This window comes from Luteibacter sp. UNC138MFCol5.1 (assembly GCF_900110505.1).
Taxonomy (GTDB): domain Bacteria; phylum Pseudomonadota; class Gammaproteobacteria; order Xanthomonadales; family Rhodanobacteraceae; genus Luteibacter.
The window spans coordinates 706,969-731,860 of sequence record NZ_FODZ01000001.1 but is presented as its reverse complement, the minus strand read 5'-3'; the positions used below and the strand labels follow the sequence as shown (position 1 = coordinate 731,860).

The following is a 24,892-nucleotide window of genomic DNA, read 5'->3' as shown; positions in this document are numbered from 1 at the left end:
TGGCGGGCGGGTGTGGGAGCGGACCTGGCCGCGACAGCCCTTGAGGCCGAACCTGCGAGCTGGCGCGCAAGCCTGATGACCGGGGCGAAAGGCCGTCGCGGCCGGGGCCGCCCCCACATGATGTTCCGGGCGCAGCCCACATCACAGCATCGGGAGTGGCCTGCACTCGATGCGAAGCACATTCGACATCCTGTCCCGATGCCGATACGACCGGGTACAGCCGTCCTCCGGCGAGGACGATCATCGATTCCAGGACATGCCTACCTCCTGACGACAGCGACCCGGGACAGGACTCCCCTATTCCAAGATACCGAGGTTGCGCGCGCCGTAAGTCGCGTCGTCCACGATCCGACGACCTGGTCCGACGCGACACTTCTTGCGTGGGTGCTCATGCCGGATCACTGGCACGGTCTCCTCGAGTTGGGCTGCACTTCGCTGCCCGAATGCATGTCCCGATTCAAAGCGTGTTCCGCGCGCGCGACGGGGCGGGGATCCATTTGGCAGAGCGGATATCACGACAGCGCGGTTCGCTCGGGCGCGTCTTTGATCGAAGCGGCACGGTACATCGTTGCGAATCCCGTCAGAGCCGGGCTGGTTAGAAGAGCACTGGACTACCCTTACTGGAATGCCGTCTGGCTGTGAGTGTGGGAGCGGCCCTGGCCGCGACAGCCTTTGAGGCCGAACCTGCGAGCTGGCGCGCGAGCCTGACGACCGGGGCGAAAGGCTGTCGCGGCCGGGGCCGCTCCCACAGTGGCGGTCGGGTGTGGGAGCGGACCTGGCCGCGACCGCTCTTGAGGCCGAACCTGCAAGCTGGCGCGCGAGCCTGGTGACCGGGGCGAAAAGCCGTCGCGGCCGGGGCCGCTCCCACACACAGCTGGATACGGGGGGATCAGGCCACCGGGTCGAAATGCAGGCCCGTCTGGATGACCGGGTCGACGAGCCAGTGGTCGGCGAGCAGGAAGGCGAACAGCACCATCAGGTAGACGATCGAGTAGTTGAACGTCTTCATCGCGAAGAGTTCGTCGGGCGGATTGAGCAGGCGGATCGCGTACCAGAGGAAGCCCGCGCCGAGCACCACCGCGCCGAACAGGTAGATCAGGCCGCTCATGCCCGTGAAGAACGGCAGCAGCGTCACGACGAAGAGCAGGATCGTATAGAACAGGATGTGCCAGCGGGTGTAGGTCACGCCATGCGTCACCGGAAGCATCGGCACCTGCGCGCGGGAATAGTCGTCGACTCGGAAGATCGCCAACGCCCAGAAGTGCGGCGGGGTCCACACGAAGATGATCAGCAGCAGCTGCAACGCGTACGGATGCAGCGAGTCGGTGACCGCGGTCCAGCCGAGCATCGGCGGCGCGGCGCCGGCGATGCCGCCGATCACGATGTTCTGTGGCGTCGCGCGCTTCAGGTACGCCGTGTAGATCACCGCGTAGCCGATGAGCGAGCAGAACGTCAGCACCGCAGTGAGCATGTTCACGAGGAACACGAGCACGAGCATCGACACGATGCCCAGCGACAGCGCGAAGACGAACACCTGCAGCGACGTCAGCTGGCCGGTCGCGAGCGGCCGGTGCGAGGTGCGCGCCATGACCTTGTCGATGCGCTGGTCGATCAGGTGGTTGAACGCGGCGGCGGACGCGGACGCGAGCCAGATGCCCAGCGTGCCGAAGACGACGGCGTGCCACGTCGGCAGGACGCGCTGGCCGTTCGGATCCACGGCGAGGAACATGCCGATGACGGCGCAGAAGACGAGCAGCGCGACGACGCGCGGCTTCGTCAGTTCGAGGTATTGACCGAGGACGCTCACGGGGACTCCGACGCGGGCAGGCGCTGCGTGTTCGCCAGGGCCGCCAGCAAGGTGAAGAGCAGGAGCGCGGCGACGCCATTGTGCGCCGTCGCGACGGGCAGCGGCAGGCCGAGGTGGACGTTGCCGATGCCGAGCAGCACCTGCGCCACGAGGACGACGGCGACCGCGATGCCGACCTTGCGCAACCCATGACGGGCGACGCGGTGCGAAAGCCACGCGAGGTAGCAGAACGTGACGAGCGCGCCGATGCGATGCGCGATCTGGATGGCGCTGCGTGCGGCCATGTCGAGCACGCCACCTTCGTAGTTCACACCGATGCCTCGCCAGAGCACGAACGCCTGCGGGAAATCGGTCTGCGGCCACCACTGGCCCAGGCACTTCGGAAAATCGGTGCCGCAGGCCAGCGCGGCGTAGTTCGAGCTGGTCCAGCCACCGAGCGCGATCTGGCAGACGAGCACCACGATGCCGATCGCCACCGGCGCCCGGAGCGCGGCGTAGCGGTCGTCGGGCGATCCGACGCGCCACCAGCGCAGCCCGGCCCAGGCGAGCAGCGCGAAGGTGGCGAGGCCGCCGAGGAGGTGACCCATGACGACGATCGGCTTCAGCAGCAGCGTCACCGTCCACATGCCGAGCATCGCCTGGAAGATGATCACGGCGAGCGCCGCGACGCCGACCTTCCATGCCCCAGGCCGGTCGAGCGTGGCGGCGGCGACCAGCGGCAGCGCGATCGCAAGTGCGGACAGGAACGACGAAACGACGTGTTCGCCACGCATGTACATCACGACACCCACCGCCGCGAAGATGGCGGCCACCACGACCGCGACCGTCGCGAAGCGACGTCGCCACGCGGCGATCACGGCGATGGCCAGCACCATCACGCCGAGGCTACCGGCGAGGAAACGATGCACCTGCTCACGCCACGCCTTGTGCGTTTCGTACGGGCGATCGGGAAACGCCTCGTTCGCGCGCGCGATGTCCTGCGCATGTCCGGGCCACGTGGCCTTGCCGTAGCAGGTCGGCCAGTCGGGGCACGAAAGACCGGCGTTGGACAGGCGCACGAAGGCGCCGAACATCACGACGCAGAACGCGAACAGCGCGGCAAGCAGCGCGAGGGTGCGCAGCGTCTTCACGGCACGGGGCGACATCAGCGGATCACCTTCTGCAGGTCCTTGCGCAGGCCGTTCGGATCGAAACCGGCCGGATACCAGGCGAGCGCCGTGGCGTTGGATTCGACGAGGACGGCGGCGACGCTGTCCGGCTCCGTAGGCCGGAACGCATCGAACGCGTTCGACGGATCGGTGCCGACGGCGTAATCGCGCATCACCGACGCGGCATCGGCGCCTGCCGGCGCGGTGCCGATGTACAGCAGGCGCAGCCGGTCGGCGTTGCGGTTGAGAACGATGCGCGCGTTGCGCATGAGCGCGAGCGTCTGGAGGCACTGCGCCGCGCAGCCAGGCCCGGGCAGCGCGACGAGCGTGAGGCGCGGCTCGCTGTCACGCCATGCCCAGGGCGCACCGCCGACGTCGACACGCACGTCGGCGAGGCTGCGCTGCGGCACGATCGGCTGCCCGTTGCCCTTGCCCTGCGGCTGCCAGCCGGACAGCGTGAGCAGGCCGGCGGCGACGATCGGCGCGAGGAACACGAGCATGATCAGCACCAGCTTCAGGCGGCCGGCACGTGCTTTTTCGGGAGAGGCGATCGGATCGGTCATGAGTCGTGAACGCGGCCTAGCGACGCTTGCGATGCAGGAGGACGAAGATCACCACCGCGGCCAGCGCGAAGGTGAACCATTGGAAGGCATAGGCGCGATGTCGCGCCGGTGGCATGAAGCCCGGCGTCCAGTCGCGCGCGTACAGCGTCGCCGGATCGGGATCGAGCAGCAGCACGCGAGGATACAGCGAGTGCCCGAGGTCCGCCCCGATCTCGCCAAGATCGACGTAGACCATGGTCTTCTCCGCGCCCGTCTGACCCGGCAGCGGATTGCCGCCCATGCGCATGCCGACGCCCGGCGTGGGCGCGTAGAGCCCGTGGACGTGCGTCGGCCCGGCGGGCAACGGCGGCAATTTCGGGTTGGCGCCCTGCTCCTTCGGCAGGAAGCCGAGATCGACGAGGAGGTACGGATCGCGCCCCTCGGGCGAGAACGGCGCATAGACGTGCACGCCTACCTGTCCTGCATGCGTCTGGTCGTCGAGCACGTAGTAATGGCCCGGCACGAACCTGCCGCGCACGTCGAGCCGCGGATAACGATCCTCCGGCGGAGCGTCCGCGATCATGCCGAATTCCTCGACGCCCGCCGCGGCGGATGCGGCGAAGCGCCGCAGGAGCTCGTCCTTTTCGCCGGCCCGATCGAGCTGCCACACGCCCAGGCGCACGAAAACGAGCACACCGGCCACCGTGAGTGCGACAGCGAACCACGTCGGACGGCGCAGAAAGGTCATGCAAGACCCCGCGTCGCCACCGCTATACTCGGATTGTCGCAATGGGGCGGAAGGGTCACGTGGAAACCATCTATAAATACGCGCTGGTGATCCTGCTGCTGGTGGTGCTGTTCAACCTCGGCCAGGCCCTGTTCTTCATGATGACCGACAAGGGCCAGAGCAAGCGCACCGTCTGGGCGCTCACCCGTCGCATCGGCCTGTCGTTGCTGCTCATCGCCATGGTGGCGCTGGGCATCTTCATGGGTTGGCTGCACCCCCACGGGGTCGGCCAATTCTAGCGCGCCCGGCCGGGGGGCCAAGGCGCGGTGCGGCATTTGGTGCCGGTGGGGTGCGGGGAAAATGAAAAAGCCGCCTTTCGGCGGCTTTTTTGGATCAGAGCACGTAGACGAAGAGGAATAGCGCCAGCCAGACCACGTCGACGAAGTGCCAGTACCACGCGACGGCCTCGAAGCCGAAGTGGTCGTCCTTCGAGAAGTGGCCCTTCGCGCAGCGCACCCAGATGATCGCCAGCATGATCGTGCCGAGCGTCACGTGCATGCCGTGGAAGCCGGTGAGCATGAAGAACGTGGCGCCGTAGACGCCGCTGCCGAGCGTGAGGTTGAAGTGCTCGTACGCTTCGGCGTACTCGTGCGCCTGGAACCACAGGAACAGGCAGCCCAGCAGCACGGTGGCGCCGAGGCCGACGAGCAGCGTCGTGCGGTGGCCGGCCTTCAGCGCGTGGTGCGCGATGGTGATCGTGACGCCGGACGAGAGCAGGATCAGCGTGTTCAGCAGCGGCAGGCCCCACGCCGGGATCGTCTGGAACGCGCCGCCGATCTTCTCGGGACCGCCGCCACCGGAAGCGCCCCACGCGGCGTTGTAGCCTTCCCAGATGAACTGGTGGGTCAGCACGCCGTGGCCTTCGCCGCCGAGCCAGGGCACCGCGAACAGGCGGGCGTAGAACAGCGCGCCGAAGAACGCGCCGAAGAACATGACCTCGGAGAAGATGAACCACATCATCCCCATGCGGAACGAGCGGTCGACCTGGCCGTTGTAGTTGCCGGCCAGCGATTCGTTGATCACCGAGCGGAACCAGCCGAAGAACATGCCCAGGATCATGGCGATGCCGACCCAGAACAGCGGCTTGCCGAACCCGGTCTGGCCCGGCTCGGCGTTCAGCCAGTGCGCGGCACCGAAGACGGTGACGAACATGGAGACGGCGGCCACGATCGGCCAGTAGCTCTTGCTCGGTACGAAGTAGACGTCGTGTTGCTGGTGACCCATGGTGGTTTCCCGTGGATGTCGCTTGGTTTAGCCGGTCAGACCTTCAGCATCTGCAGGATCGAGATGACGAATACCGCGACCGCGAAACCGCCCGCGATCAGCGCGGTGCGGCGGGCGCGCCGGCGGCGCGCCTCGATGTCGGTATCCGTCATGCCGTGCATCGATCAGTGTTCCGTGTTGCCGTGGGCGAGCTCGTCGTCGTGGATGACCGGCGGCACGTCGAAGGTGTGGAACGGGGCCGGCGACGGCACGGTCCACTCGAGGCCCTTCGCCCCTTCCCACGAACGGTCCGCGGCCTTCTTCTTCGAGAAGAACACGCAGTGGATCACGACGCCGAGGAAGATCAGCTGCGAGGCGCCGAACCAGAAGCCGCCTATCGAGCTGATCATGTTGAAGTTGGCGAACGCGACGTTGTAGTCGGGGATGCGGCGCGGCATGCCCGCCAGGCCCAGGAAGTGCTGCGGGAAGAACAGCACGTTGACCGAGATGACGCTCGACCAGAAATGGATCTTGCCCCACGTCTCGCTGTACATGTTGCCCGACCACTTCGGCAGCCAATAGTACGCGGCGGCCATGATCGAGAACGCGGCGCCGGTCACCAGCACGTAGTGGAAATGCGCCACCACGAAGTACGTGTCGTGGTACTGGAAGTCGGCCGGCGCGAGCGCGAGCATCAGGCCCGAGAAGCCGCCGATGGTGAAGAGGATCACGAAGGCGATCGAGAACAGCATCGGCGTCTCGAAGGTCATCGAGCCGCCCCACATCGTCGACACCCAGTTGAACACCTTCACGCCCGTCGGCACGGCGATGAGCATCGTCGCGTACATGAAGAAGATCTCGGCGCCCATCGGCAGGCCCACGGCGAACATGTGGTGCGCCCAGACGATGAACGAGAGGAAGGCGATCGAGGCGATGGCGAACACCATCGCGCGGTAGCCGAAGATCGGCTTGCGCGAGAACGTCGGGATGATCTCCGAGATGATCCCGAACGCCGGCAGGATCATGATGTAGACCTCGGGATGCCCGAAGAACCAGAAGATGTGCTGGAACAGCACCGGGTCGCCGCCGCCGGCGGCATTGAAGAAGTTGGTGTGGAAGTACTTGTCGGTCAGCAGCATCGTGACCGCGCCGGCGAGCACCGGCATCACCGCGATCAGCAGGAACGCCGTGATCAGCCAGCTCCACACGAACACCGGCATCTTCAGCAGGTCCATGCCCGGCGCGCGCATGTTGAGGATGGTGGCGATGATGTTGATCGCGCCCATGATCGAGCTGATGCCCATCAGGTGGACGGCGAAGATCGTGTACGCGATCGACTCACCCTGCAGCGAGAGCGGCGGGTACATCGTCCAGCCGCCGGCGGGACCGCCGCCCGGCATGAACAGCGTCGAGAGCAGCAGGATGAACGCGAACGGCATGATCCAGAACGACAGGTTGTTCATGCGCGGCAGCGCCATGTCCGGCGCGCCGACCATGAGCGGGATCATCCAGTTCGCGAGGCCGACGAACGACGGCATGATCGCGCCGAAGATCATCACCAGCGCGTGCATCGTCGTCATTTCGTTGAAGAAATACGGCTGCACGAGCTGCATGCCCGGCTTGAAGAGCTCCGCGCGGATGACCATCGCGAAGGCGCCGCCGATGAAGAACATCGTCAGCGAGAAGATCAGGTACAGCGTGCCGATGTCCTTGTGGTTCGTGGACATCACCCATCGCTGGAAGAACCCTTTCGGGGCCCCGTGGTGATCGTGGTGGTCGTGGGTGGCTGCGTGCGCCATGGCCTTGCACCTCTACCTTAACTTGATCGGATTAGCCCTGGGGGGCCTGGGCGGGGACGGTCTGGGCGGTCTGCGCGGCCTTCTGCACCTTGGCCTCGTCTTCCTGCGTCGCCAGCCACTGTTCGAATTCGGCGCGGGGCACGGCCTTGACCACGATCGGCATGAAGCCGTGGTCCTGGCCGCAGAGCTCGGCGCACTGGCCGCGGTAGACGCCGGGCTCCTTGATGTTCGTCCAGGCCGCGTTGGCGATGCCCGGGATCGCGTCCATCTTCCAGCCCAGCGCGGGCACCCACCAGGAGTGGATGACGTCGCCGCCGACGATCACGAAGCGGATCTTGGTGTTCGTGGGCAGCACGAGCGGCTTGTCCACGTCCAGCAGGTAGGTGTTGTAACCGTCGACCTTGATCTTGTCCGGGTCGAGGTTGGACTTCAGCTGGCGGGTGCGGTCGGAGGTTTCTTCGAGCTTCGAGATGAAGCCGACCTGGTCGACGCCCTTGCCCTTGTAATCGACGTAGTCGTAGCGCCACTTCCACTGGTAGCCGGTGACCTTGATGGTCATCTCGGAATTCGTGGTATCGGCGAACGAGGTCAGGCCACCGGTAGCGAGGTGGGCCAGGAAGATGAGGATGATGACGGGGATGACCGTCCACACCACTTCGAGCTTGGTGCTGTGCGACCACTTCTCGGCGACGGCGCCGCGCGATTTGCGGAAGCGGAACATGGCGATGAACATCGCGCCGAACACGACGATGCCGATCACGACGCAGACCCACAGGGCCACCATGTGCATGGCGTACGGCGACCACTCGGCGGCGCCCTTGGTCATGTTCAGCTGGTTCGGTTCGGGATTGGCCCACGCCGCCCCTCCGAACAGCGCGAGGGCGCCCGCCGCCCACGCCGATATCGATCGTCCGATGCCGCCAGATGTCATGTGTCTTGCACCTTTATTGAACCTACCTGCGCGACTGGCCAGCCTCGGACAGCAGCACCATGAGTTTCCTTGACACCTCGGCCCGTTCCTCTTCCCCAAGGAAGGCGCCGATTTCGAGCTCGTTGCCGTGCGACGTGAGCAACAGGCGCTGGCGCCCATCCCCCTGTTTCAGCCCGACCCGTACCCAATACGTCTGGAAACGGACCGTCCGGTGTCCCGGTATGGCGCGTACCTCCAGCGTATCCGGCCCGATCGCGATGCGTTCACCCTTGCCGCCGGCCCGCCAGGCCGCGCCAAGCGCGAACCCCACGGCGAAGGCTTCGAGCAGTGCGAAGACGGGGGCGAATACGTTCCCCTGCCATGCGCCGAGCGCGGCCGTCGCCAGGGCTATCGCCGCAAGGCCGATGATCGTCCGACGCAGACCGCGCTTGTCCAGCGCACGGTTGGGCCGGAGCCACAACACGCGCGGGTGACCCGCGACGGTCGGTCGAAGCACGAACATGGGAGCCTAAGCGTGCCTGGAACCTTCGGGATGATAGGGCGCTGGTCAAGATGCAGCAAGGTTGGAAGGTGGCGCGTTGTCGCAGGGGAGCTGGAAGTTGGGGGATGGGGGATGGGAAGTGGGGGCGCGACCCCGGCGATGGCCCGAGGGACCGGAAGCGTTGTGCTTGCCTCGACGCCAGCGCGGTGTCCCGGCGCACCTCATACGCATGCCGGCTGTGCCGCCCCCACTTCCCATCCCCCATCCCCGCTCCCGAGGCGCTCCACACACACCCCCACAACCTACCCTACAATGGGCGGTCTCCCCCGCCCCCACACGCCCCCAGTGAACCCCACCATTCTTCGTCCCGAACTTCCGACCGGCGTCGAGCCGGCGCGTGCGCGCATCACGGCCGCCTGGCTGCGCGACGAAACCGAGGCCGTGAACGACCTGCTGGCGCAGGCGACGCTGCCGCCGACCGAGCGCGAGCACGTGATCGACGTGGCCGCCGGCCTGGTGACGCGCGTGCGCGCGCGGGCCAAGGACCAGAGCGCCGTCGAATCGTTCATGCGCCAGTACGACCTCTCCTCGGAGGAAGGCGTGCTGCTGATGTGCGTGGCGGAGGCCCTGCTGCGCATTCCGGACAAGGCCACGGCCGACAAGCTGATCCGCGACAAGCTGGGCGACGCCGACTGGAAGAAGCACCTGGGCCAGAGCGAGTCGCTGTTCGTCAACGCGTCGACCTGGGGCCTGATGCTCACGGGTCACCTCGTGAACCTCGCCGAGGAGACGCGCCACGACTTCAGCTCCGCGCTGCGCCGCCTCGTCGGCCGCGCCGGCGAGCCGGTGGTGCGCCTCGCGGTGCGCCAGGCGATGCGCATCATGGGCCACCAGTTCGTGATGGGTCGCACGATCAAGGAGGCGCTCGATCGCTCCGCCGAGAAGGAGCACGCGGTCTATCGCTATTCGTACGACATGCTCGGCGAGTCCGCGCTGACCCAGGCGACCGCCGAGCGTTACCAGCAGGATTACCGCGACGCGATCAACGCGCTGGGCGCGCGCGGTCCGTTCCCGAACAACCTCGAAGCCCCGTCGATCTCGGTCAAGCTCTCGGCGCTGCATCCGCGCTACGAAGTGGCCAACCGCGCCCGCGCGCGCGCCGAGCTGGGCGCCAAGCTGCTGGAGCTCTCGCAGCTGGCGTACAAGAACGGCATCGCGCTGTCCGTCGACGCGGAGGAAACCGATCGCCTCGAGCTCTCGCTCGACATCATCGGCGACGTCTTCGAGCACCCGTCGCTCGAGGGCTGGAACGGCCTCGGCATCGTGATCCAGGCGTACCAGAAGCGCGCGCCGTTCGTGATCGACTGGGTGACCGAGAAGGCCCGCGCCACCGGCCGCCGCTGGTTCGTGCGCCTGGTCAAGGGCGCCTACTGGGACGCCGAGATCAAGCGCTCGCAGGAAGGCGGCCTCGCCGGCTACCCGGTGTACACGCGCAAGCCGAACACCGACGTCTCGTACCTGGCATGCGCCCGCCGCCTGTTCGCCGCCGGCGGCGACGCCGTGTATCCGCAGTTCGCCACGCACAACGCGCACACGATCGCCGCGATCCACCACATCGCGCAGGGCCGCCCCTACGAGAACCAGCGCCTGCACGGCATGGGCGCCGACCTCTACGCGGAAGTGATTGGCAAGGACAAGCTCAACGTGCCCTGCCGCGTCTACGCGCCGGTCGGCAGCCACGAAGACCTCCTGCCGTACCTGGTCCGCCGCCTGCTCGAGAACGGCGCCAACACCAGCTTCGTGAACCGCGTGGTCGACGAGTCCGTGCCGGTGCGCGACCTGGTCGCAGATCCCTGCGAGATCGTGCGTTCCTTCGCTTCGATCCCCCACCCCCGTATCCCCCTGCCGGTCAATCTCTACGGCGAACTCCGGAAGAACTCCATGGGCATGAACTTCGCTAACGACAACGAGCTCAACGAGCTCGCCGACGCCGTCAACCGCCACAGCGGTCCGTGGAACGCCGTGCCGCTCGTCGCGGGCGCTACCGCCACCGGCGGCAAGACCGAGGTCACCGATCCGGCCGATCGCCGCCGCATCATCGGCACCGTGCAGAACGCCGACCAGGCGCTCGTCGAGACCGCGCTGGCCGCCGCCGTGAAGGCGCAGCCGGGCTGGGACCGCCTGCCGGCCGCCAGCCGTGCCGCGATCCTCGAGCACGCCGCCGAGCAGCTCGAGCACAACCGCGCCGAGTTCATCGCGCTGTGCGTGCGCGAAGCGGGCAAGAGCCTGCCGGATGCCATCGCCGAGATCCGCGAGGCGGCCGACTTCCTCCGCTACTACGCGACCATGGCGCGTCGCCTGTTCGGCCAGCCGGAACAGCTGCCCGGTCCCACCGGCGAGAGCAACCAGCTGTTCCTCAACGGCCGCGGCGTCTTCGTCTGCATCAGCCCGTGGAACTTCCCGCTCGCGATCTTCCTCGGCCAGGTCGCCGCCGCGCTCGCCGCGGGCAACTCGGTGATCGCCAAGCCCGCCGAGCAGACCTCGCTGGTCGGCTACGTCGCGGTGAAGCTGCTGCACGCCGCCGGCGTGCCGGTGGACGTGCTCCAGTACCTGCCGGGTGACGGCGCCACCGTCGGCGCCGCGCTGACGCGCGATCCGCGCGTCGCGGGCGTGGCCTTCACCGGCTCGACCGAGACCGCCTGGGCGATCAACCGCGCGCTCGCGGCGCGTAACGCGCCGATCGCGGCGCTGGTGGCCGAAACCGGCGGCCAGAACGCGATGATCGCCGACTCCTCGGCCCTGCCCGAGCAGATCGTCAAGGACGTCATCGCCTCGGCGTTCCAGTCGGCCGGCCAGCGCTGCTCCGCCGCGCGCGTCCTGTTCGTGCAGGAAGACATCGCCGACAAGGTGATCTCGATGCTCGCCGGCGCCATGGCCGAACTGAAGGTCGGCGATCCCGGCCTGCTCTCGACCGACGTGGGCCCGGTGATCGACGAAGACGCCCGCAAGATCCTCGTCGACCACGTCGCGCGCATGGACCGCGAGGCGAAGAAGATCGCCGAAGTGCCGGTGCCGGAAGCCGCCGCGCACGGGACGTTCTTCGCGCCGCGCGCCTACGAGATTCCTTCGCTCGAGACGCTGACGCGCGAGATCTTCGGCCCCGTGCTGCACGTGATCCGCTGGAAGGGTTCGGAGCTGGAGAAGGTCGTCGATCAGATCAACGGCACCGGCTTCGGCCTGACGCTCGGCATCCACAGCCGCATCGACGACACGATCGAGTTCATCCAGAGCCGCGCGCGCGTCGGCAACTGCTACGTCAACCGCAACCAGATCGGCGCGGTCGTCGGCGTGCAGCCCTTCGGCGGCGAAGGCCTCTCGGGCACCGGCCCGAAGGCCGGCGGTCCGCACTACCTGCTTCGCTTCGCCGGCGAGCGCACGCTCACGATCAACACCACCGCGGCGGGCGGCAACGCGTCGCTGCTGACCATCGGCGAGTAACGCCGTCGGCCGGGCCGGTTCCCGCTTCGGCGGGTGCCGGCCCGGCGTCCCATGCCCACGGCTTCCAGGGAGGAACCGCCATGTACCCCATCATTCTCGCCGCCGCGACCTTCACCGGCATCCCGCCCAGCGTCTCGCCCGCGGCCATCGAAGGCTTCGACAGCCTCACCGCGCAGACCATCGCCATCGGTGAACAGATCACGCTGCCGGACTTCCGCATCGAAACGCCGCTGGGCGGCAAGCCGGCCGCCATCGTCGCCGTCGCTGATGGCGACGACATCGCGTCGGGCATGGCGATCGGCATGCCCGAAGGCGCACCGATCGCCACCGTCGCCATCTATTTCCACTACCCGCAAACGTGGAAGCGCGTCGATCTTGGCATCGTCCTTCCTGGTTCCGCATCGTCGTCCGCCGAAACCGTCGTCATGGCGTATGGACGGGGCAACGAACACGCATGGACGGTCGGCCTGCGGCACGGTGCGAACGACATGCGCCAGCGCATCGGACTGAGCACCCCCGACGGCGCGCCGATCGAGAAAATGGTGATCCTCCTCCGCGATGGCGCCCAGATCGACAACATCGAGATGCGCTAGGCGCGCGCCCCACGCCTACAACTTAAGGCCTATTGCGTGACACGGCATGCGTTGGTTTGCTGTGGCGGCGCCGACGGACATGGCGCCCATCACCACGGAGGGATGACCAGTGAGGACGCCACTACCGGTGACGCGTGTGCCAGCGAAGGTGCCGCCGATCCTGCCGCGCCAGCGGCGCGCGACGATGCGGGACATGCAGCGCCGTAGCTGCGGCTGGGAACATCCGGAAATCCGCGAACTGCTGCACGGTCGCCGCGATCTCGGCCCCGAACCGGTCGAGCAGCTGTTCGGCGACGACCAGCTCGGCATCATCCCCGCGCGGACCATCCATCCGCTCGAACACCTCGTCATCGCGACGGGCGAGCGTGACGCCATCATCGAGCAGACCGACGAGGGCAACGTGCTCACGGGTTGCTACCGCAGCGAAAACGACTGCCGGCTGATCTTCCGGCATGCGTACGCCACGATCCGCTGCACGGTGCGAACGCTCTGCGATGCGACCGACGTGCATCTCGCGTTCCTCAACTGCCTGCTGCAGGAAATGCAGACCTTCAACATCCAGCGCCCGCGCTCGAGCCGCAACGACGCGTCGGGAAGCCTGTGCACCACGTTCGAATTCCACGCGGAGCCGCTCTACGAATTGCAGGGCATCGCCTGGCGGGGCGGCATGCTGCAGATATCGAAGATCTCGCTGATCCCGTGACCTGACGCCAACGCCGCTTCTGTGTTGGAATCGGACGCGATTCGCGCAACACCTCCCGGGAATGGCAGACCGCGCTGATATCATGCGCGCGGCCATTGAGGCCGAACTACCATTCCAGGGAGGAATGACCCCATGCGACATCCCCGCCCCCTCGCGATCCTGCCGTGCGCAGCGCTCGCACTCTTTCCCCTTCACAGCCTCGCGGCAGCCGCGACCCAGACTTTCGACGACGCCCGGCCCGGCCATGTCCTTCCGGGCGACGTGGTCAACGTCACCGGCATCACGCTGTCCACTCGCGACGGCACCACGGCCATCATCAAAGCGGTGCCGAACCCCGACGAATACGCCTCCGGACTCGCGGTCGGTGCGGCAGACGATGGCTCGTCGGTCTCGTTGAACCTGCACTTCGCGCGACCGCAGCCGATGGTTTCCTTCACCCTGGTGCTGCCGCCTGGCGCACCGACGGACGTCGCACTGGCGAGCGTGCTCGAGCGGGATGCGACGCGACGGGACGTCGTCGGTGTGGAGCATCGCGCGACCGAGCAGCGCGTGCGCATGCGCCTGCATGGCAACGACCACGGCACGGTCGACGACATTCTGCTGAACCTCAGGGACGGCGCCTATGTCGACAACGTGTCGATCCAGACGGCGGACGAGGGCGACGCGTGCGCCATCGTCGATCCCGCGCAGCTGCCTCTCGGTTCCATGGCTGGCCGTGGCGACATCGGCGACACGATCATCGCACCGAGCAGCCATCTGCTCGTCGGCATCGAACCGACCACTGGCTTCAAGATGCTGACCGGCGACCAGGCCGACGGCAACGACGCGCACTTCGTCTTCAGGTGCCGACGTGACACTGTCGAGGTCACGCTCGCGGCGCCCGCCGAAAGCGACGCCACACTGACGTTCCTGCAGACGAAGAACAGCGTCATGGAGCCCGTTCACACGACGCAGGTGAAGAAGGGCGACACCCGCGCGTGCTTCCGCGTCACGGGACCCGAACTTCAGGGTCTGCACTGGACGGGCGGCAATCTCAAGTTCGGCAGGATCGAACTGCGATCGCAGCCGACGGGCATCTGCGAGACCCGCTAAGCGGGCAGGCGGTGTGGAGCGTTGCGCTCCACACCGCACCGGCGGATCACTTCAGGCCGCGATCCTTGAGCATCGGCTCGATGCTCGGGTCCTTGCCGCGGAAATCGCGATAGAGCTTGCCGAGGTCTTCCGTGTTGCCGCGCGAGAGGATCTTGTCGCGGAAGATCTGACCGTTCTCGCGCGTCAGGCCGCCGTGTTCCTTGAACCACTGGAAGGCGTCCGAGTCGAGCATCTGCGTCCAAAGGTACGCGTAGTAACCAGCGGCGTAGCCGTTACCCCAGATGTGCTGGAAATAGCTCGAACGGTAACGGGGTGGCACCTGCGCGAGCGTGAAGCCGGCGTCCTTGAGCGCGGTGGCCTCGAACGCGTCGACATCCTGCTTCGCGCCGCCCGCCGGGAGCATGTGCCAGCGCATGTCGAGCAACGCGGCCGAGATGAGCTCGCTCATCGCGTAGCCCTGATTGAACGTACCGGCCTTCTTGATCTTCGCCACCAGCTCCGCGGGCATCGCCGCGCCCGTCTGATAGTGCTTGGCGTAGTTGGCGAACACCTTCGGGTCGGACGCCCACTGCTCGTTGAACTGCGACGGGAACTCGACGAAGTCGCGCGCCGTGTTCGCGCCCGACAGCGAGGGGTACTGGCTGTTCGCGAACATGCCGTGCAGCGCATGCCCGAACTCGTGGAACATGGTGGTCACGTCGTCGAACGAGAGCAGTGCCGGCTGGCCGGACGCGGGCTTCGTGAAGTTCGTGACGTTGTAGACCACGGGCTTGTTGCCGAGCAGCTTCGACTGGTCGACGAGGTTGCTCATCCAGGCGCCGCCGTTCTTGTTGTCGCGCTTGAAGAAGTCGGCGTAGAACAGCGCCATCGAGCTGCCGTCCTTGTCGAAGACCTCGAAGACGCGCACGTCGGGCTGCCAGACCGGGATGTCCTTGCGCTCCTTGAACGTGATGCCGTACAGCTGGTTGGCCGCGTAGAACACGCCGTTCTGCAGCACGTTGTCGAGCTCGAAGTACGGACGCACCTGCGCCTCGTCGAGATCGTACTTCGCCTTGCGGACCTTTTCGGCGTAGTGGTCCCAGTCCCACGCCTGTACTTCGAAGCCGCCCTTCTCTTGGTCGATCACCTTCTGGATATCGGCCGACTCGGCTTTCGCACGCGCGACGGCGGCGGGCACGAGGCGCTCCATGAACTTCTCGGCCGCCTCCGGCGTCTTCGCCATCTGGTCGTCGAGCTTCCAGGCCGCGTAGTTCGCGAAGCCGAGCAGCTTGGCGCGGTCGGCGCGCAGCTGGGCGATGCGCGACACGAGTTCGCGGGTGTCGTTGGCGTCGCCATGCTCCGCGCGCTCCCACGACGCCTTGAACAGCTTCTCGCGCGTGGCGCGGTCGTTCATCGACTGCAGCGACGGCTGCTGCGTGGTGTTCTGCAGCGGGATGACGAACTTGCCGTCGAGGCTGCGCTCCTTGGCCGCCGCGCTCGCGGCCTCGATATCGCTCTCCGAGAGACCATCGAGCGCCTTGCGATCGTCCACGACGAGCGCGCCGGCCTTGGTCGCGGCGAGCAGCTGCTGCGTGAACTTCGTGCTGAGCGTCGACTCTTCCTTGTTGAGGTCCTTCAGCTTCGCCTTGTCGGCCTCGGAGAGCCTGGCGCCGGCATGGACGAAGTTGTCGTAGGTCACCTGCAGGAGGCGAGCCGATTCCGGATCGAGGTTGAGGGAATCGCGCTTGTCGTGGATCGCCTCGACGCGCTTGAAGAGCTTGTCGTTGAGGGAAATCGCATCGCTGTGGGCGGCGAGCTGCGGCGAAACCGCCTCCTCGACCTTCTGCAGCGTGTCGTTCGTATACGCCCCGGAGAGGGTGTCGAACGCGGCGCGTGCGCGCCTGAGCAGGGCGCCCGACTTCTCCATCGCCACGATCGTGTTCTCGAACGTCGGCTCTTCGGACGAATTGGCGATGGCGTCGATCTCCGCCATCTCCTGCTTCATTCCCTCTTCGATCGCCGGCTGGTAGTCGGCGTCGGTGATCTTGTCGAACGGCGGCGCCTGGAAGGGCAGCGTGCTCGCCGTCAGCAACGGATTCTCGTGCGCGGCAGGTGCGGACGCGGCCGTCGCGGCGGCGGCAGGCGCGGTGCCGGCGGCGGCCGGGGCGGTCTTCTCGGCGTCGTTCGAGGACGAGCAGGCGGCGGTGAGGGCGATCGAAGTGGCGATCACGAGCGTGCGGACCTTCGGCATGGAGGGGGCGTTCCCTGGGTGAAAGGCCCCGACTCTAGCGTTTTATTTGGTGTCGCGCAGTTCCCAGCTGCTGCCGATGAGCAGGTTGAGGCGGTGCTTCACGATCCGCATCGGCAGGCTGGTCGTCAGCTGCACGTCGTTCCGGTCGTTCGACAGCTCGCCTCTGGCGCTCGCGCCGGGATCCGTCACGCCGAGGCTCGGATCGACCTCGTCGGGGTCGGGCTGTTTGGCGCGCCAGCGCTGGAACAGGCCGTCGCTTCGCATCGCCTCGGCGATGTCAGACGCGAGCTTTTCGGGGCCGATGCCTTCGAACGAGAGGTCCGGGTCCGGGCCCTTGGCCTTCGCCATGTCTTTTACGGAAAGGAAGTAGGTCGTCATGGTTTCCTAGTTATTCGCGCGGGCGTGAAGGGGCCGTCAGGCCAGCGCCTCGATGTTCAGCAGACGCGCGGCGTCGGCCGGAGCGAGCCCATGCGGCAGGACGCCGAGGCATGGCGCTGGCAGGCATTCGCGGAGCGTCGCGATGTTCTCATCGGCCAGCGGCATGTCGCGATCGACGCGGTTGGCGATCCAGCCGACGAGCCGACAGCCCTCCGCCTCGATCGCGCGGGCGGTGAGTCGCGCATGGCTGATGCAGCCGAGACGGATGCCGACGACCAGGACCACGGGCAGGTCCCAGCGCCGGGGCAGATCCTCCGCGGACATCCCCTCCGCCAGCGGCACCAGCCATCCACCCACCCCCTCGACGACGACGCGGTCGTAGTCCCGCCCGAGCCGGTGGAAGGCGTCGTCGAGCGGCGGCCAGCCGATCGCCACGCCCTCGCGGAGCGCGGCGAGGTGCGGGGCGACGGCTTCCTCCAGCGCGATGGGATTCACCAGCGCGTAGGGAGGAACGGGCGAACTGGCGGCCTGCAGGGCGAGCGCGTCCTCGTTGCGCAGCCCGTCGGGGGTACGGGCGGAGCCGCTGGCGACGGGCTTCATGCCCGCGACGCGCGCGCCGGACCGGCGCAGGGCGTGGATCAGCGCCTGCGCGCCGTGGGTCTTGCCGATGCCGGTATCGGTACCGGCGACGAAGAGGTGTCGCGACATCGGGGAGCGGCCTTGCGGGAACGGGGACGTGGCACCATACACGGCCCATCCCCATCGAAACACCGGAACCGTCATGTACGAAGCCAGGGCCATCGCCACCGACGACAAGGCCGCCCTCTACGCGGACCTCGTCCAGCAGGCCGAGGGCCTGATGCACGGCGAGACGAACGCGATCGCCAACGCCGCGAATTTCGCCGCGCTCGTCTACGACGTCGTGCCGGACCTGAACTGGGCGGGCTTCTACCTGTTCGACGGCACCGAGCTCGTCGTCGGCCCCTTCCAGGGCAAGCCGGCCTGCATCCGCATCGCCATCGGCCGCGGCGTGTGCGGTACGGCGGCACAGACGCGGCAGACGCAGCTCGTGCGCGACGTCCACGAATTCGCCGGACACATCGCCTGCGACGCCGCCTCGAACTCGGAGATCGTGGTGCCGCTGGTCAAGGCCGACGGCACGCTGTACGGCGTGTGGGATGTCGACAGCCCGTCGGTCGCGCGCTTCGACGACGAGGACCGCAAGGGCATGGAGGCGCTCTGCGCCGTGTTCATGCGCACGCTGGAAGCCTGACGACGCGCGCGCGCCATCGCCGATACGATCGGCTCCCACCCCTCCGGTAGCCACCTACCGAAGGGTGGGAGCCGATCGTATCGGCGATTCACGCCGCCTCAGAGCTCGTGCGGGCGCGGCGTCTGCAGCAGCTCGACGATGCGCGCCCTCGCCTCCTCCACACCGATCTTCGAGGGCGAGGAAAAGATCTGCGCGGTGCCGGGCACGCCGTTCTTGCGGAAATCCTTGCGGAGGGCCTCCAGCGCCGCCGAGGCCTGCCCACGCGAGACCTTGTCGGCCTTGGTCATCAGCACGTGGCAGGGGAGCTCCGTCGCCGCGCAGAACTCCAGCATCGTGCGGTCGAAGTCCTTCAGCTCATGGCGGATGTCCACGATGAGCACGATGCCGCGCAGGCTGCGGCGCATCTTCAGGTACGCGTCGATCTCGCCGCGCCAGTGCTTGCGCATGGCCTCGGGCACTTTCGCGTAGCCGTATCCCGGGAGGTCGACCAGGCGCGTGTCGATGGGCGCCGCGCCCTCGATCTTCAGCGGCGGCAGGTCGAACACCACCATCAGCTGGGTGCGCCCCGGCGTCTTCGACGTGCGCGCGAGCCCGTTGTGCCCCGTCAGCGCATTGAGCGCGCTCGACTTGCCCGCGTTGGAGCGGCCGGCGAAGGCCACCTCGGCGCCCTGGTCGTACGGGAGCTGGGTGATTTCGTTCGCGGCCAGCACGAAGCGGGCACCGTTCAGGGGATTCGAAGACATGGGAAAGGCCGTCGGCGCAGCGGAAACGTAAGGCCCGGCAGTGTATGCGATTCGGCCGCCCGCCCGGGCACCGGCACGGTTTGACCGGGCTCTCCAACGCCCCCCATAATCGATTGGATGCGGCGCGGCAGGGAGCGCGCCCGGTCTTGGAAGGTTCCCCTTTTGGAGAGACTCATGAAGTTTCGGCACGCCGTCGCTGCCATCACCGCGTTGCTCGTCATGCATGCAGCCGCGGCCCAGACCGCCGCTCCCGCCAAACCGGCCACCGCGCCGGCGCCGGCCGCCACCGCCGCGAAACCGGGCGCGAATCCCGCGACCGATCCCGCCACACCGGGCATGCCGACCGCCGATGCCGCCACGACGCCCGCGCCGGGTGGCGCCACCGCCGCGCTGAAGCCGGGCGACGCCACGGCCGGCCAGGGCAAGGCCGCGGCTTGCGGCGCCTGCCACGGGCCGGATGGCAATTCGACCGATGCCCAGTATCCGCGCCTCGCCGGCCAGAGCGAGCAGTACATCGCCGCGCAACTGGCCGATTTCAAATCGGGCAAGCGCAACAATCCGATCATGGCGGGGTTCGCCGCCCCGCTGTCCGAACAGGACATGCACGACATCGGCGCGTATTTCGCGAGCAAGACGTCGCTGCCGGGCGTCGCCGACCAGGCGCTGGTCAAGCAGGGCGAGAGCCTCTACCGCATGGGCGACGCGGCACGCGGCGTGCCCGCGTGCATGGCCTGCCACGGGCCCGATGGACGCGGCAACCCGGGCGCGCATTACCCGCAGGTCGCGAGCCAGCATGCCGCGTACGTCGAGGCGCGGCTGAAGGCGTTCCACGACGCCGACGAAGCGGCGGCGGGTCCCCACGCGAAGATCATGATCACGATCGCGCAGAAGCTCAGCGACAAGGACATGGCGGCCGTCGCCAGCTTCATCGAAGGGCTGCACACGAACGAGCCGGGCTCGTCCGCCGCACCCGCGACGCCCTGATGGCGTTAAAGTGTGAAGATCGAACGGGCCCTCGGGCCCGTTCTCGTTTCAGAAGGTAAGAAAAGGACCCCCCATGCGTATGCGCCTTCCCCTCCTCTGCGCGGCCCTGATCGGCCTCGCGGCCTGCGGTTCCGGCAACGGCGACACCGCCGCGCCAGCGGCCGGCTCCACCCCCGCGCCGGCCCAGACCGCGGCCGCGGCGCCCCCCGCCCCCGCGACGACACCGGCACCCGCCACGACCGCCGCTCCGGCGGCGACGGGCACGGCCGCGGCCGCGCCGACGCCCGCGGCATCCGCCGACGCCGACGACGCGAAGCGCCCGGACCCGAAGCCGTTCGTCGACGATGGCAAATGGGTGGAGGGGAAGAACTACTTCCGCATCGACCCGGCGCAGCCGACGAGCACCCCGGGCAAGATCGAAGTCACCGAGGTGTTCTCGTACGGCTGCCCCGCCTGCTTCCAGTACCACGGCGTGGTGGACGAACTGGCGAAGAGCCTGCCGAAGGGCACGGTGATGACCTATACGCCGGCCTCGTTCCGCCCGGACGAGAACTGGCCCCTGCTCCAGCGCGCCTACCTCACCGCGCAGGCGCTGGGCGTGGACAAGCAGACGCACGACGCGATGTTCGACGCCGTGTTCAAGAGCGGCGAGCTCGGCATCATGGACCAGAAGACGGGCAAGCCGAAGGCGCCGTCGGGCTGGCCGACGATCGACGACGTGGCGAAGTTCTACGCGAAGTCCGGCATCAAGGCGGAAGACTTCGTGGCCACGGCCAACTCGTTCACCATCAACACCAAGATGAAGCGGGCCGATGAACTGATCCGTGCGTACGAGGTCGATAGCACGCCGACGATCGTCGTGAACGGCAAGTACCGTCTCACGCCGGGCAGCGCCGGTGGTTATCCGCAGTCCGTCGAGCTGGTCCAGTGGCTCGTCAGCAAGGAAGCCGCGGGCAAGTGACCGCGCTTCGACCCTTACAGGAGATCCCGATGTTCAAGCGTCTTTCCATCCTCTTCGTCGGCCTCGCGCTGACTGCCGCGTGCAGCGCCCGCCCCGCCGAAGATGCAGCCGCCAAGCCGGCGTACACCGAAGGCACGGAATACGTCGCCACGACCACGCCGGGCCGCCTCGATCCGAAGGACGGCAAGGTCGAGGTCGTGGAAGTGTTCTCGTATGGCTGCGTGCATTGCGCGCACTACGAGGAGTACGCCGAGAAGCTGCAGAAGGAATTGCCGAAGGGCGTGGTGTTCCATGCCGTGCCGGCCGCGTTCAACGACGCCTGGCTGCCGTACGCACAGGCGTACTACGCGGCGAAGGAACTGAAGGTGGCTCCGGCGGCGCACGCGGCGCTGTTCAAGGCCATCCACATGGACCACTACCCGCTGCGCACGATCGAGGAGCTGGCCGGCTGGTACAAGCAGAACTATGGCGTCGACGAAGCGAAGTTCCTCGCCGCGGCGAAGAGCGACGCCGTGAAGAACCGCATCCTCGCGGACTCGAAGCTGATCCAGGGCTGGGGCATCGACGGCACGCCCACGATCGTCGTCGACGGCAAGTACCGCAGCAATTCGATCAAGAGCTTCGACGAACTCGACGGCGTCGCGAAGTACCTGGTCGACAAGGAACTGAAGGGCGGCAAGTAAGCCCTCGCCCACCGATGCCCTCCGTTCACACGGCGGAGGGCATCCTCTGGCCCTCAAGCCAGTCTAGAACGATGCGACACCCATGACCCGCGCCTCGCCGAAACTCCAGCCCGCCTCGCCGCAGTGCACGTTGCGGCTGCTGAGCTGCAACATCCTCGCCGGTGCGAGCGTGCAGCGTTACAGCGACTACGTCACGCGGAGCGTCAACGCGGTGCTGCCCGGCCGGGCCAAACTCGCCAACCTCGATTCGCTCGCCGAACTGCTTCACGAGTTCGACGTGGTCGGCCTGCAGGAGGCCGACGCGGGAAGCCTGCGCTCCGGCTTCCTCAACCAGACCCGCTACATCGCCGAAGCCGCCGGCATGCCGTACTGGAGCCATCAGCCGAACCGGCCGATGGCACGCGTGGCGCATTCGGCCAACGGCCTGCTCAGCCGCCTGGAACCGTCGGAAGTCATCGATTACCCGCTGCCGGGCCGGATCAAGGGCCGCGGTGCCCTTTTCGTGCGCTTCGGCCAGGGCGACGACGCGCTGGTGGTGGTCATCGCCCACCTGTCGCTCGGCGCGGCGGCCCGGATGGGACAGCTCGCCTTCATCGCCGAACTGCTCGCGCCGTATCCGCACGCCGTGCTGATGGGCGACCTCAACACCGAGCCGACCAGCGCGGAGATGCGCCACCTCTTCGCGAAGACGGCACTCCAGCCGCCCGCGACGCCGACGCCCACGTTCCCCAGCTGGAAACCGCGGCGCGCGCTCGACCATATCCTCACGTCCACCGACATCGCACTCGAGCGGACGTGGACATTGCCCCGCGCGTTCTCCGATCATCTGCCCATCGCCGCCGAAATCCGCCTGCCCATCGCTCTCGCGCAGGCCGCGGGCGCGGCCACATCGGACTGAACCCACGCATGCCTTCCCGTCTTCGCGCCGCCCTGCCCTGGGTCGTCATCGTCATCGCGGCGATCGTCGCCACGTGGGTACGTTACGGTTTCATCGAGCCGCCGCACATCGCTTACGCATGCGAAGCCGGCCACGGCCCCTGGTGGTGCGGCACGCGCAACCTGATCGTCCTGGGCTTCCTGAGCTACGGTTACGGCTATGCCGCCGCCGTCGCCGCGTTGGTGTCGCTTTTCCTGCGCAGCACGGTGGCCGCGGTCGTCGCCACATCGCTGGGCGTCATCGCCCTGCAGCTGTATTGCTACGAAGCCGGCGCGTTCGCGCTGCTGATCGGCGCGCTTCGGCTGGTGCGCGTGCAGGTCGACCGCGCACGTCCCGCGGTCGCCTGACGCATCGATCGCCGATACGATCGGCTCCTACACTCCGCCGGGTTGCTACGGCGCCCGGGCGGCCGCCCGGCGCCACTCGACCAGCACCGGCACGGCGAGCAGCAGGTTGAGCAGCAGCCAGCCCCACGACACGACGTTGATGCCCCGCTCCTGCACCACGACAGCGGCACCGAGGATCACGAGCCAGACCGCGAGCAGGCGTTCTTCGACCAGCGGCTTCGCGATCGCGTCGCGCGTGCGCAGTAGCGCCAGCACGAAGAAGCCCACGCAGGGCAGCGCGAACAGACCGACGGGGAAGTCGCGGTAGCGACCGTTGAACACCATCAGGACGCCGTACAGCGTCAGCACGAACATCCAGAAGAAGCGCTGCGGCGTGAACGTGTCCGCCCACTGGATGCCCCAGCGACGACGCTCGGCGGGACGCGGCGCGACGGCCGCCGGGCTCACCGGCGCGGCGAGGCGTGCGGCGATGGCCCGTGCCAGCAGGAAGGCGGTGACGCCACCGGCCACGCCGATGACGGCGCCGACGATCCATTCGGTCGTGTCGCGGCAGGCGAACAGGAGCAGGCGCGCATGCGCCGCGAGCGCCGTGCCCGAAGCGAAGCCGGCGAGCGCGAGCGCGCTCCAGCCCGCCGCGCCCCGCCAACGCCGGCGCACCGCGCCGCCGACGATGAAAACCAGCGCGCCGAGACCACCCGCGGCGATGGCCCACGTCCAGCGCGGCTCCTCCACCACGGGTCCCACCATCGCGAACTTCGGCTCGGCATGGACGTCGAAGATGCCCCAGAAGCCGCCGACCGTGCCTTCGAGATCGCGCTTCCACGGCTGGTCGAACGCCTCGATGACGTTGTACGGCATGTCGACGGTCGCGGCGTAGTTGAGGAACTCGCGCACGTAGCGCGCCTCGTTGACGAGGCTGGCGCTCGCCTCGCGCCGCGTGCGCCCCTGACTCGGCCAACCCGTCTCGCCGATCATGACCTGGCGTCCGGCGAATTCCGCCTTCATGCGCTGGTAGACGTCCGCCACGTGGCGCACGGCCTTCTCCGGCGCGACGGGTTCGTCCTCCCAGTAGGGCAGGATGTGGATCGTCACGTAGTCGACCGCTTTGGCCAGACCGGGATGTTTCTGCCAGAACTCCCAGACGTCGGCATAGGTCACCGGAACGTCGGTGGCCGCGTTGACGCGCTCGATGTACGCCGCCAGCGCCTTCTCCGAAAGCTCGCCACGCAGCAGCACCTCGTTGCCCACGACGATGCCGCGCAGGCTCGCGTGGTCGCGCTTCGCCGCCTCGAGGCCGAGCTTGATCTCGCGCTCGTTGGCGATCGTGTCGCGCCCGAGCCAGATGCCCATCAGCACCTTCATGCCGTAGCGACCGGCGATGTCGGGCACCGCGCCCAGGCCCTGTCCCATCGAATACGTGCGGACGCAATCGAATCGCGTCGACAGCGCCTTCAGGTCGGCGTCGATGCGTTCGGGTGAGATGAAGGCATTCGGATCGAAGGGGGTCTCGCCGTCGAGGCGATAGGGCGCATAGGAGACGCAGGCGATCTTCGCCGTGGGCGAATCCGGCAGATCGACGGGGCGACCCAGCAGCCACCAGTACGCCACGCCGAACACGGCGGCGATGACGAGGACGATCCATGCGAGCGGTCGCGCAAGCCGCGCGAGGGAGGATGGGGGCGACATGCCGTTCCGAGTCGTGTCCAGGGGTGAACGGTACAAGCTTAGCGGGCCGCGTGGATAAGGGCGATGTTCGCCATCGCGTCCGTTCA

25 protein-coding genes are annotated in these 24,892 nt (G+C 67.6%); 12 read left to right on the top strand and 13 right to left on the bottom strand.

The genetic code is table 11. The features are described from left to right. The first annotated feature begins 75 nt into the window (after nt 1-75). Nucleotides 76-642 (top strand): REP-associated tyrosine transposase, encoded by a 567-nt coding sequence (locus tag BMY69_RS03160; RefSeq protein ID WP_343124091.1) that lies wholly within the window; start codon nt 76-78, stop codon nt 640-642. Between the two features lie 247 nt (nt 643-889). Here BMY69_RS03160 and cyoE read toward each other — a convergent pair whose 3' ends face one another. From cyoE to BMY69_RS03140, 4 genes are read right to left on the bottom strand one after another with little or no spacing between them, the layout of a single operon-like run. Next, nucleotides 890-1,807, bottom strand: coding sequence for a heme o synthase (gene cyoE, locus BMY69_RS03155; RefSeq protein ID WP_090175304.1), 918 nt, complete (start codon nt 1,805-1,807; stop codon nt 890-892). Further along, nucleotides 1,804-2,952 (bottom strand): COX15/CtaA family protein, encoded by a 1,149-nt coding sequence (locus BMY69_RS03150; protein ID WP_090175303.1) that lies wholly within the window; start codon nt 2,950-2,952, stop codon nt 1,804-1,806. The genes cyoE and BMY69_RS03150 overlap by 4 nt, the downstream gene beginning before the upstream one ends. Beyond that, nucleotides 2,952-3,518 (bottom strand): hypothetical protein, encoded by a 567-nt coding sequence (locus BMY69_RS03145; protein ID WP_090175302.1) that lies wholly within the window; start codon nt 3,516-3,518, stop codon nt 2,952-2,954. Before BMY69_RS03145 ends, BMY69_RS03150 begins: the two co-directional genes overlap by 1 nt. A gap of 16 nt (nt 3,519-3,534) precedes the next feature. Further along, nucleotides 3,535-4,245, bottom strand: coding sequence for an SURF1 family protein (locus tag BMY69_RS03140; protein WP_090175301.1), 711 nt, complete (start codon nt 4,243-4,245; stop codon nt 3,535-3,537). Nucleotides 4,246-4,286: 41 nt separating this feature from the next. Here BMY69_RS03140 and BMY69_RS03135 point away from each other — a divergent pair, with 41 nt between their 5' ends. After that, the gene (locus BMY69_RS03135; RefSeq protein WP_175472844.1) at nt 4,287-4,523 is read left to right on the top strand and encodes a twin transmembrane helix small protein; all 237 of its coding nucleotides are present in this window, start codon (nt 4,287-4,289) and stop codon (nt 4,521-4,523) included. Nucleotides 4,524-4,617: 94 nt separating this feature from the next. On the opposite strand, the gene BMY69_RS03130 is transcribed toward BMY69_RS03135, so the two are convergent. From BMY69_RS03130 to BMY69_RS03115, 4 genes are all read right to left on the bottom strand, one after another. Further along, a complete protein-coding gene (locus tag BMY69_RS03130) occupies nt 4,618-5,508 on the bottom strand; it encodes a cytochrome c oxidase subunit 3 (RefSeq protein WP_090056125.1) in 891 nt (296 codons plus the stop codon). Nucleotides 5,509-5,672: 164 nt separating this feature from the next. After that, complete coding sequence (gene ctaD / locus BMY69_RS03125; RefSeq protein WP_090056123.1) at nt 5,673-7,286, bottom strand: cytochrome c oxidase subunit I; 1,614 nt, start codon at nt 7,284-7,286, stop codon at nt 5,673-5,675. 31 nt (nt 7,287-7,317) lie between these two features. Then, the gene (gene coxB / locus BMY69_RS03120; protein ID WP_090056121.1) at nt 7,318-8,217 is read right to left on the bottom strand and encodes a cytochrome c oxidase subunit II; all 900 of its coding nucleotides are present in this window, start codon (nt 8,215-8,217) and stop codon (nt 7,318-7,320) included. A 22-nt stretch (nt 8,218-8,239) separates the two neighbouring features. Continuing rightward, nucleotides 8,240-8,719 (bottom strand): DUF2244 domain-containing protein, encoded by a 480-nt coding sequence (locus BMY69_RS03115; protein WP_177191056.1) that lies wholly within the window; start codon nt 8,717-8,719, stop codon nt 8,240-8,242. 324 nt (nt 8,720-9,043) lie between these two features. Here BMY69_RS03115 and putA point away from each other — a divergent pair, with 324 nt between their 5' ends. From putA to BMY69_RS03095, 4 genes are all read left to right on the top strand, one after another. Then, nucleotides 9,044-12,196, top strand: coding sequence for a bifunctional proline dehydrogenase/L-glutamate gamma-semialdehyde dehydrogenase PutA (gene putA / locus BMY69_RS03110; RefSeq protein WP_255364444.1), 3,153 nt, complete (start codon nt 9,044-9,046; stop codon nt 12,194-12,196). Between the two features lie 80 nt (nt 12,197-12,276). After that, nucleotides 12,277-12,789 (top strand): hypothetical protein, encoded by a 513-nt coding sequence (locus tag BMY69_RS03105; RefSeq protein ID WP_090175299.1) that lies wholly within the window; start codon nt 12,277-12,279, stop codon nt 12,787-12,789. A 127-nt stretch (nt 12,790-12,916) separates the two neighbouring features. Further along, nucleotides 12,917-13,492, top strand: coding sequence for a hypothetical protein (locus BMY69_RS03100; protein ID WP_090175298.1), 576 nt, complete (start codon nt 12,917-12,919; stop codon nt 13,490-13,492). 132 nt (nt 13,493-13,624) lie between these two features. Further along, nucleotides 13,625-14,584, top strand: a complete 960-nt coding sequence (locus tag BMY69_RS03095; protein ID WP_090175297.1) for a hypothetical protein — start codon at nt 13,625-13,627, stop codon at nt 14,582-14,584. A gap of 46 nt (nt 14,585-14,630) precedes the next feature. Here the strand turns inward: BMY69_RS03095 and dcp are convergent, their stop codons facing one another. Genes dcp through bioD form a run of 3 tightly spaced genes read right to left on the bottom strand, consistent with a single transcriptional unit; the run spans nt 14,631 to nt 17,900 of the window. Then, complete coding sequence (gene dcp / locus BMY69_RS03090; protein ID WP_090175296.1) at nt 14,631-16,814, bottom strand: peptidyl-dipeptidase Dcp; 2,184 nt, start codon at nt 16,812-16,814, stop codon at nt 14,631-14,633. Nucleotides 16,815-16,856: 42 nt separating this feature from the next. After that, a complete protein-coding gene (locus BMY69_RS03085) occupies nt 16,857-17,192 on the bottom strand; it encodes a hypothetical protein (RefSeq protein ID WP_090175295.1) in 336 nt (111 codons plus the stop codon). A 36-nt stretch (nt 17,193-17,228) separates the two neighbouring features. Beyond that, nucleotides 17,229-17,900 (bottom strand): dethiobiotin synthase, encoded by a 672-nt coding sequence (gene bioD, locus BMY69_RS03080; RefSeq protein ID WP_090175294.1) that lies wholly within the window; start codon nt 17,898-17,900, stop codon nt 17,229-17,231. A 73-nt stretch (nt 17,901-17,973) separates the two neighbouring features. On the opposite strand from bioD, the gene BMY69_RS03075 reads away from it, so the two are divergent. Next, entirely contained in the window at nt 17,974-18,465 is a 492-nt protein-coding gene (locus BMY69_RS03075; RefSeq protein ID WP_090056104.1) for a GAF domain-containing protein, read from the top strand. 98 nt (nt 18,466-18,563) lie between these two features. On the opposite strand, the gene yihA is transcribed toward BMY69_RS03075, so the two are convergent. Continuing rightward, nucleotides 18,564-19,208 (bottom strand): ribosome biogenesis GTP-binding protein YihA/YsxC, encoded by a 645-nt coding sequence (gene yihA, locus BMY69_RS03070; protein WP_090056102.1) that lies wholly within the window; start codon nt 19,206-19,208, stop codon nt 18,564-18,566. Nucleotides 19,209-19,382: 174 nt separating this feature from the next. On the opposite strand from yihA, the gene BMY69_RS03065 reads away from it, so the two are divergent. From BMY69_RS03065 to BMY69_RS03045, 5 genes are all read left to right on the top strand, one after another. Further along, nucleotides 19,383-20,192: a c-type cytochrome gene (locus BMY69_RS03065; RefSeq protein WP_090175293.1), complete on the top strand. Its 810-nt coding sequence runs from the start codon at nt 19,383-19,385 to the stop codon at nt 20,190-20,192. Between the two features lie 79 nt (nt 20,193-20,271). Beyond that, complete coding sequence (locus BMY69_RS03060) at nt 20,272-21,153, top strand: thiol:disulfide interchange protein DsbA/DsbL (protein ID WP_255364443.1); 882 nt, start codon at nt 20,272-20,274, stop codon at nt 21,151-21,153. Between the two features lie 29 nt (nt 21,154-21,182). Next, nucleotides 21,183-21,836, top strand: coding sequence for a thiol:disulfide interchange protein DsbA/DsbL (locus tag BMY69_RS03055; protein WP_090175291.1), 654 nt, complete (start codon nt 21,183-21,185; stop codon nt 21,834-21,836). An 82-nt stretch (nt 21,837-21,918) separates the two neighbouring features. Beyond that, nucleotides 21,919-22,734 (top strand): endonuclease/exonuclease/phosphatase family protein, encoded by an 816-nt coding sequence (locus tag BMY69_RS03050; protein WP_090056092.1) that lies wholly within the window; start codon nt 21,919-21,921, stop codon nt 22,732-22,734. 8 nt (nt 22,735-22,742) lie between these two features. Continuing rightward, on the top strand, nt 22,743-23,120 hold the full coding sequence (locus tag BMY69_RS03045) for a hypothetical protein (RefSeq protein WP_090175290.1): 378 nt from the start codon (nt 22,743-22,745) through the stop codon (nt 23,118-23,120). 45 nt (nt 23,121-23,165) lie between these two features. Here BMY69_RS03045 and BMY69_RS03040 read toward each other — a convergent pair whose 3' ends face one another. After that, a complete protein-coding gene (locus tag BMY69_RS03040) occupies nt 23,166-24,806 on the bottom strand; it encodes a glycoside hydrolase family 17 protein (RefSeq protein WP_090175289.1) in 1,641 nt (546 codons plus the stop codon). Between the last annotated feature and the right edge of the window lie 86 nt (nt 24,807-24,892).

Excerpts from the sequence above, each read along its gene's own strand:
- BMY69_RS03160 (WP_343124091.1), top strand. The coding sequence starts at position 76 with ATGACCGGGGCGAAAGGCCGTCGCGGCCGGGGCCGCCCCCACATGATG.
- BMY69_RS03150 (WP_090175303.1), bottom strand. The coding sequence starts at position 2,952 with ATGTCGCCCCGTGCCGTGAAGACGCTGCGCACCCTCGCGCTGCTTGCC.
- BMY69_RS03145 (WP_090175302.1), bottom strand. The coding sequence starts at position 3,518 with ATGACCGATCCGATCGCCTCTCCCGAAAAAGCACGTGCCGGCCGCCTG.
- BMY69_RS03140 (WP_090175301.1), bottom strand. The coding sequence starts at position 4,245 with ATGACCTTTCTGCGCCGTCCGACGTGGTTCGCTGTCGCACTCACGGTG.
- BMY69_RS03135 (WP_175472844.1), top strand. The coding sequence starts at position 4,287 with ATGGGGCGGAAGGGTCACGTGGAAACCATCTATAAATACGCGCTGGTG.
- BMY69_RS03130 (WP_090056125.1), bottom strand. The coding sequence starts at position 5,508 with ATGGGTCACCAGCAACACGACGTCTACTTCGTACCGAGCAAGAGCTAC.
- ctaD (WP_090056123.1), bottom strand. The coding sequence starts at position 7,286 with ATGGCGCACGCAGCCACCCACGACCACCACGATCACCACGGGGCCCCG.
- coxB (WP_090056121.1), bottom strand. The coding sequence starts at position 8,217 with ATGACATCTGGCGGCATCGGACGATCGATATCGGCGTGGGCGGCGGGC.
- BMY69_RS03115 (WP_177191056.1), bottom strand. The coding sequence starts at position 8,719 with ATGTTCGTGCTTCGACCGACCGTCGCGGGTCACCCGCGCGTGTTGTGG.
- BMY69_RS03105 (WP_090175299.1), top strand. The coding sequence starts at position 12,277 with ATGTACCCCATCATTCTCGCCGCCGCGACCTTCACCGGCATCCCGCCC.
- BMY69_RS03095 (WP_090175297.1), top strand. The coding sequence starts at position 13,625 with ATGCGACATCCCCGCCCCCTCGCGATCCTGCCGTGCGCAGCGCTCGCA.
- dcp (WP_090175296.1), bottom strand. The coding sequence starts at position 16,814 with ATGCCGAAGGTCCGCACGCTCGTGATCGCCACTTCGATCGCCCTCACC.
- BMY69_RS03085 (WP_090175295.1), bottom strand. The coding sequence starts at position 17,192 with ATGACGACCTACTTCCTTTCCGTAAAAGACATGGCGAAGGCCAAGGGC.
- bioD (WP_090175294.1), bottom strand. The coding sequence starts at position 17,900 with ATGTCGCGACACCTCTTCGTCGCCGGTACCGATACCGGCATCGGCAAG.
- BMY69_RS03075 (WP_090056104.1), top strand. The coding sequence starts at position 17,974 with ATGTACGAAGCCAGGGCCATCGCCACCGACGACAAGGCCGCCCTCTAC.
- yihA (WP_090056102.1), bottom strand. The coding sequence starts at position 19,208 with ATGTCTTCGAATCCCCTGAACGGTGCCCGCTTCGTGCTGGCCGCGAAC.
- BMY69_RS03065 (WP_090175293.1), top strand. The coding sequence starts at position 19,383 with ATGAAGTTTCGGCACGCCGTCGCTGCCATCACCGCGTTGCTCGTCATG.
- BMY69_RS03060 (WP_255364443.1), top strand. The coding sequence starts at position 20,272 with ATGCGCCTTCCCCTCCTCTGCGCGGCCCTGATCGGCCTCGCGGCCTGC.
- BMY69_RS03055 (WP_090175291.1), top strand. The coding sequence starts at position 21,183 with ATGTTCAAGCGTCTTTCCATCCTCTTCGTCGGCCTCGCGCTGACTGCC.
- BMY69_RS03050 (WP_090056092.1), top strand. The coding sequence starts at position 21,919 with ATGACCCGCGCCTCGCCGAAACTCCAGCCCGCCTCGCCGCAGTGCACG.
- BMY69_RS03045 (WP_090175290.1), top strand. The coding sequence starts at position 22,743 with ATGCCTTCCCGTCTTCGCGCCGCCCTGCCCTGGGTCGTCATCGTCATC.
- BMY69_RS03040 (WP_090175289.1), bottom strand. The coding sequence starts at position 24,806 with ATGTCGCCCCCATCCTCCCTCGCGCGGCTTGCGCGACCGCTCGCATGG.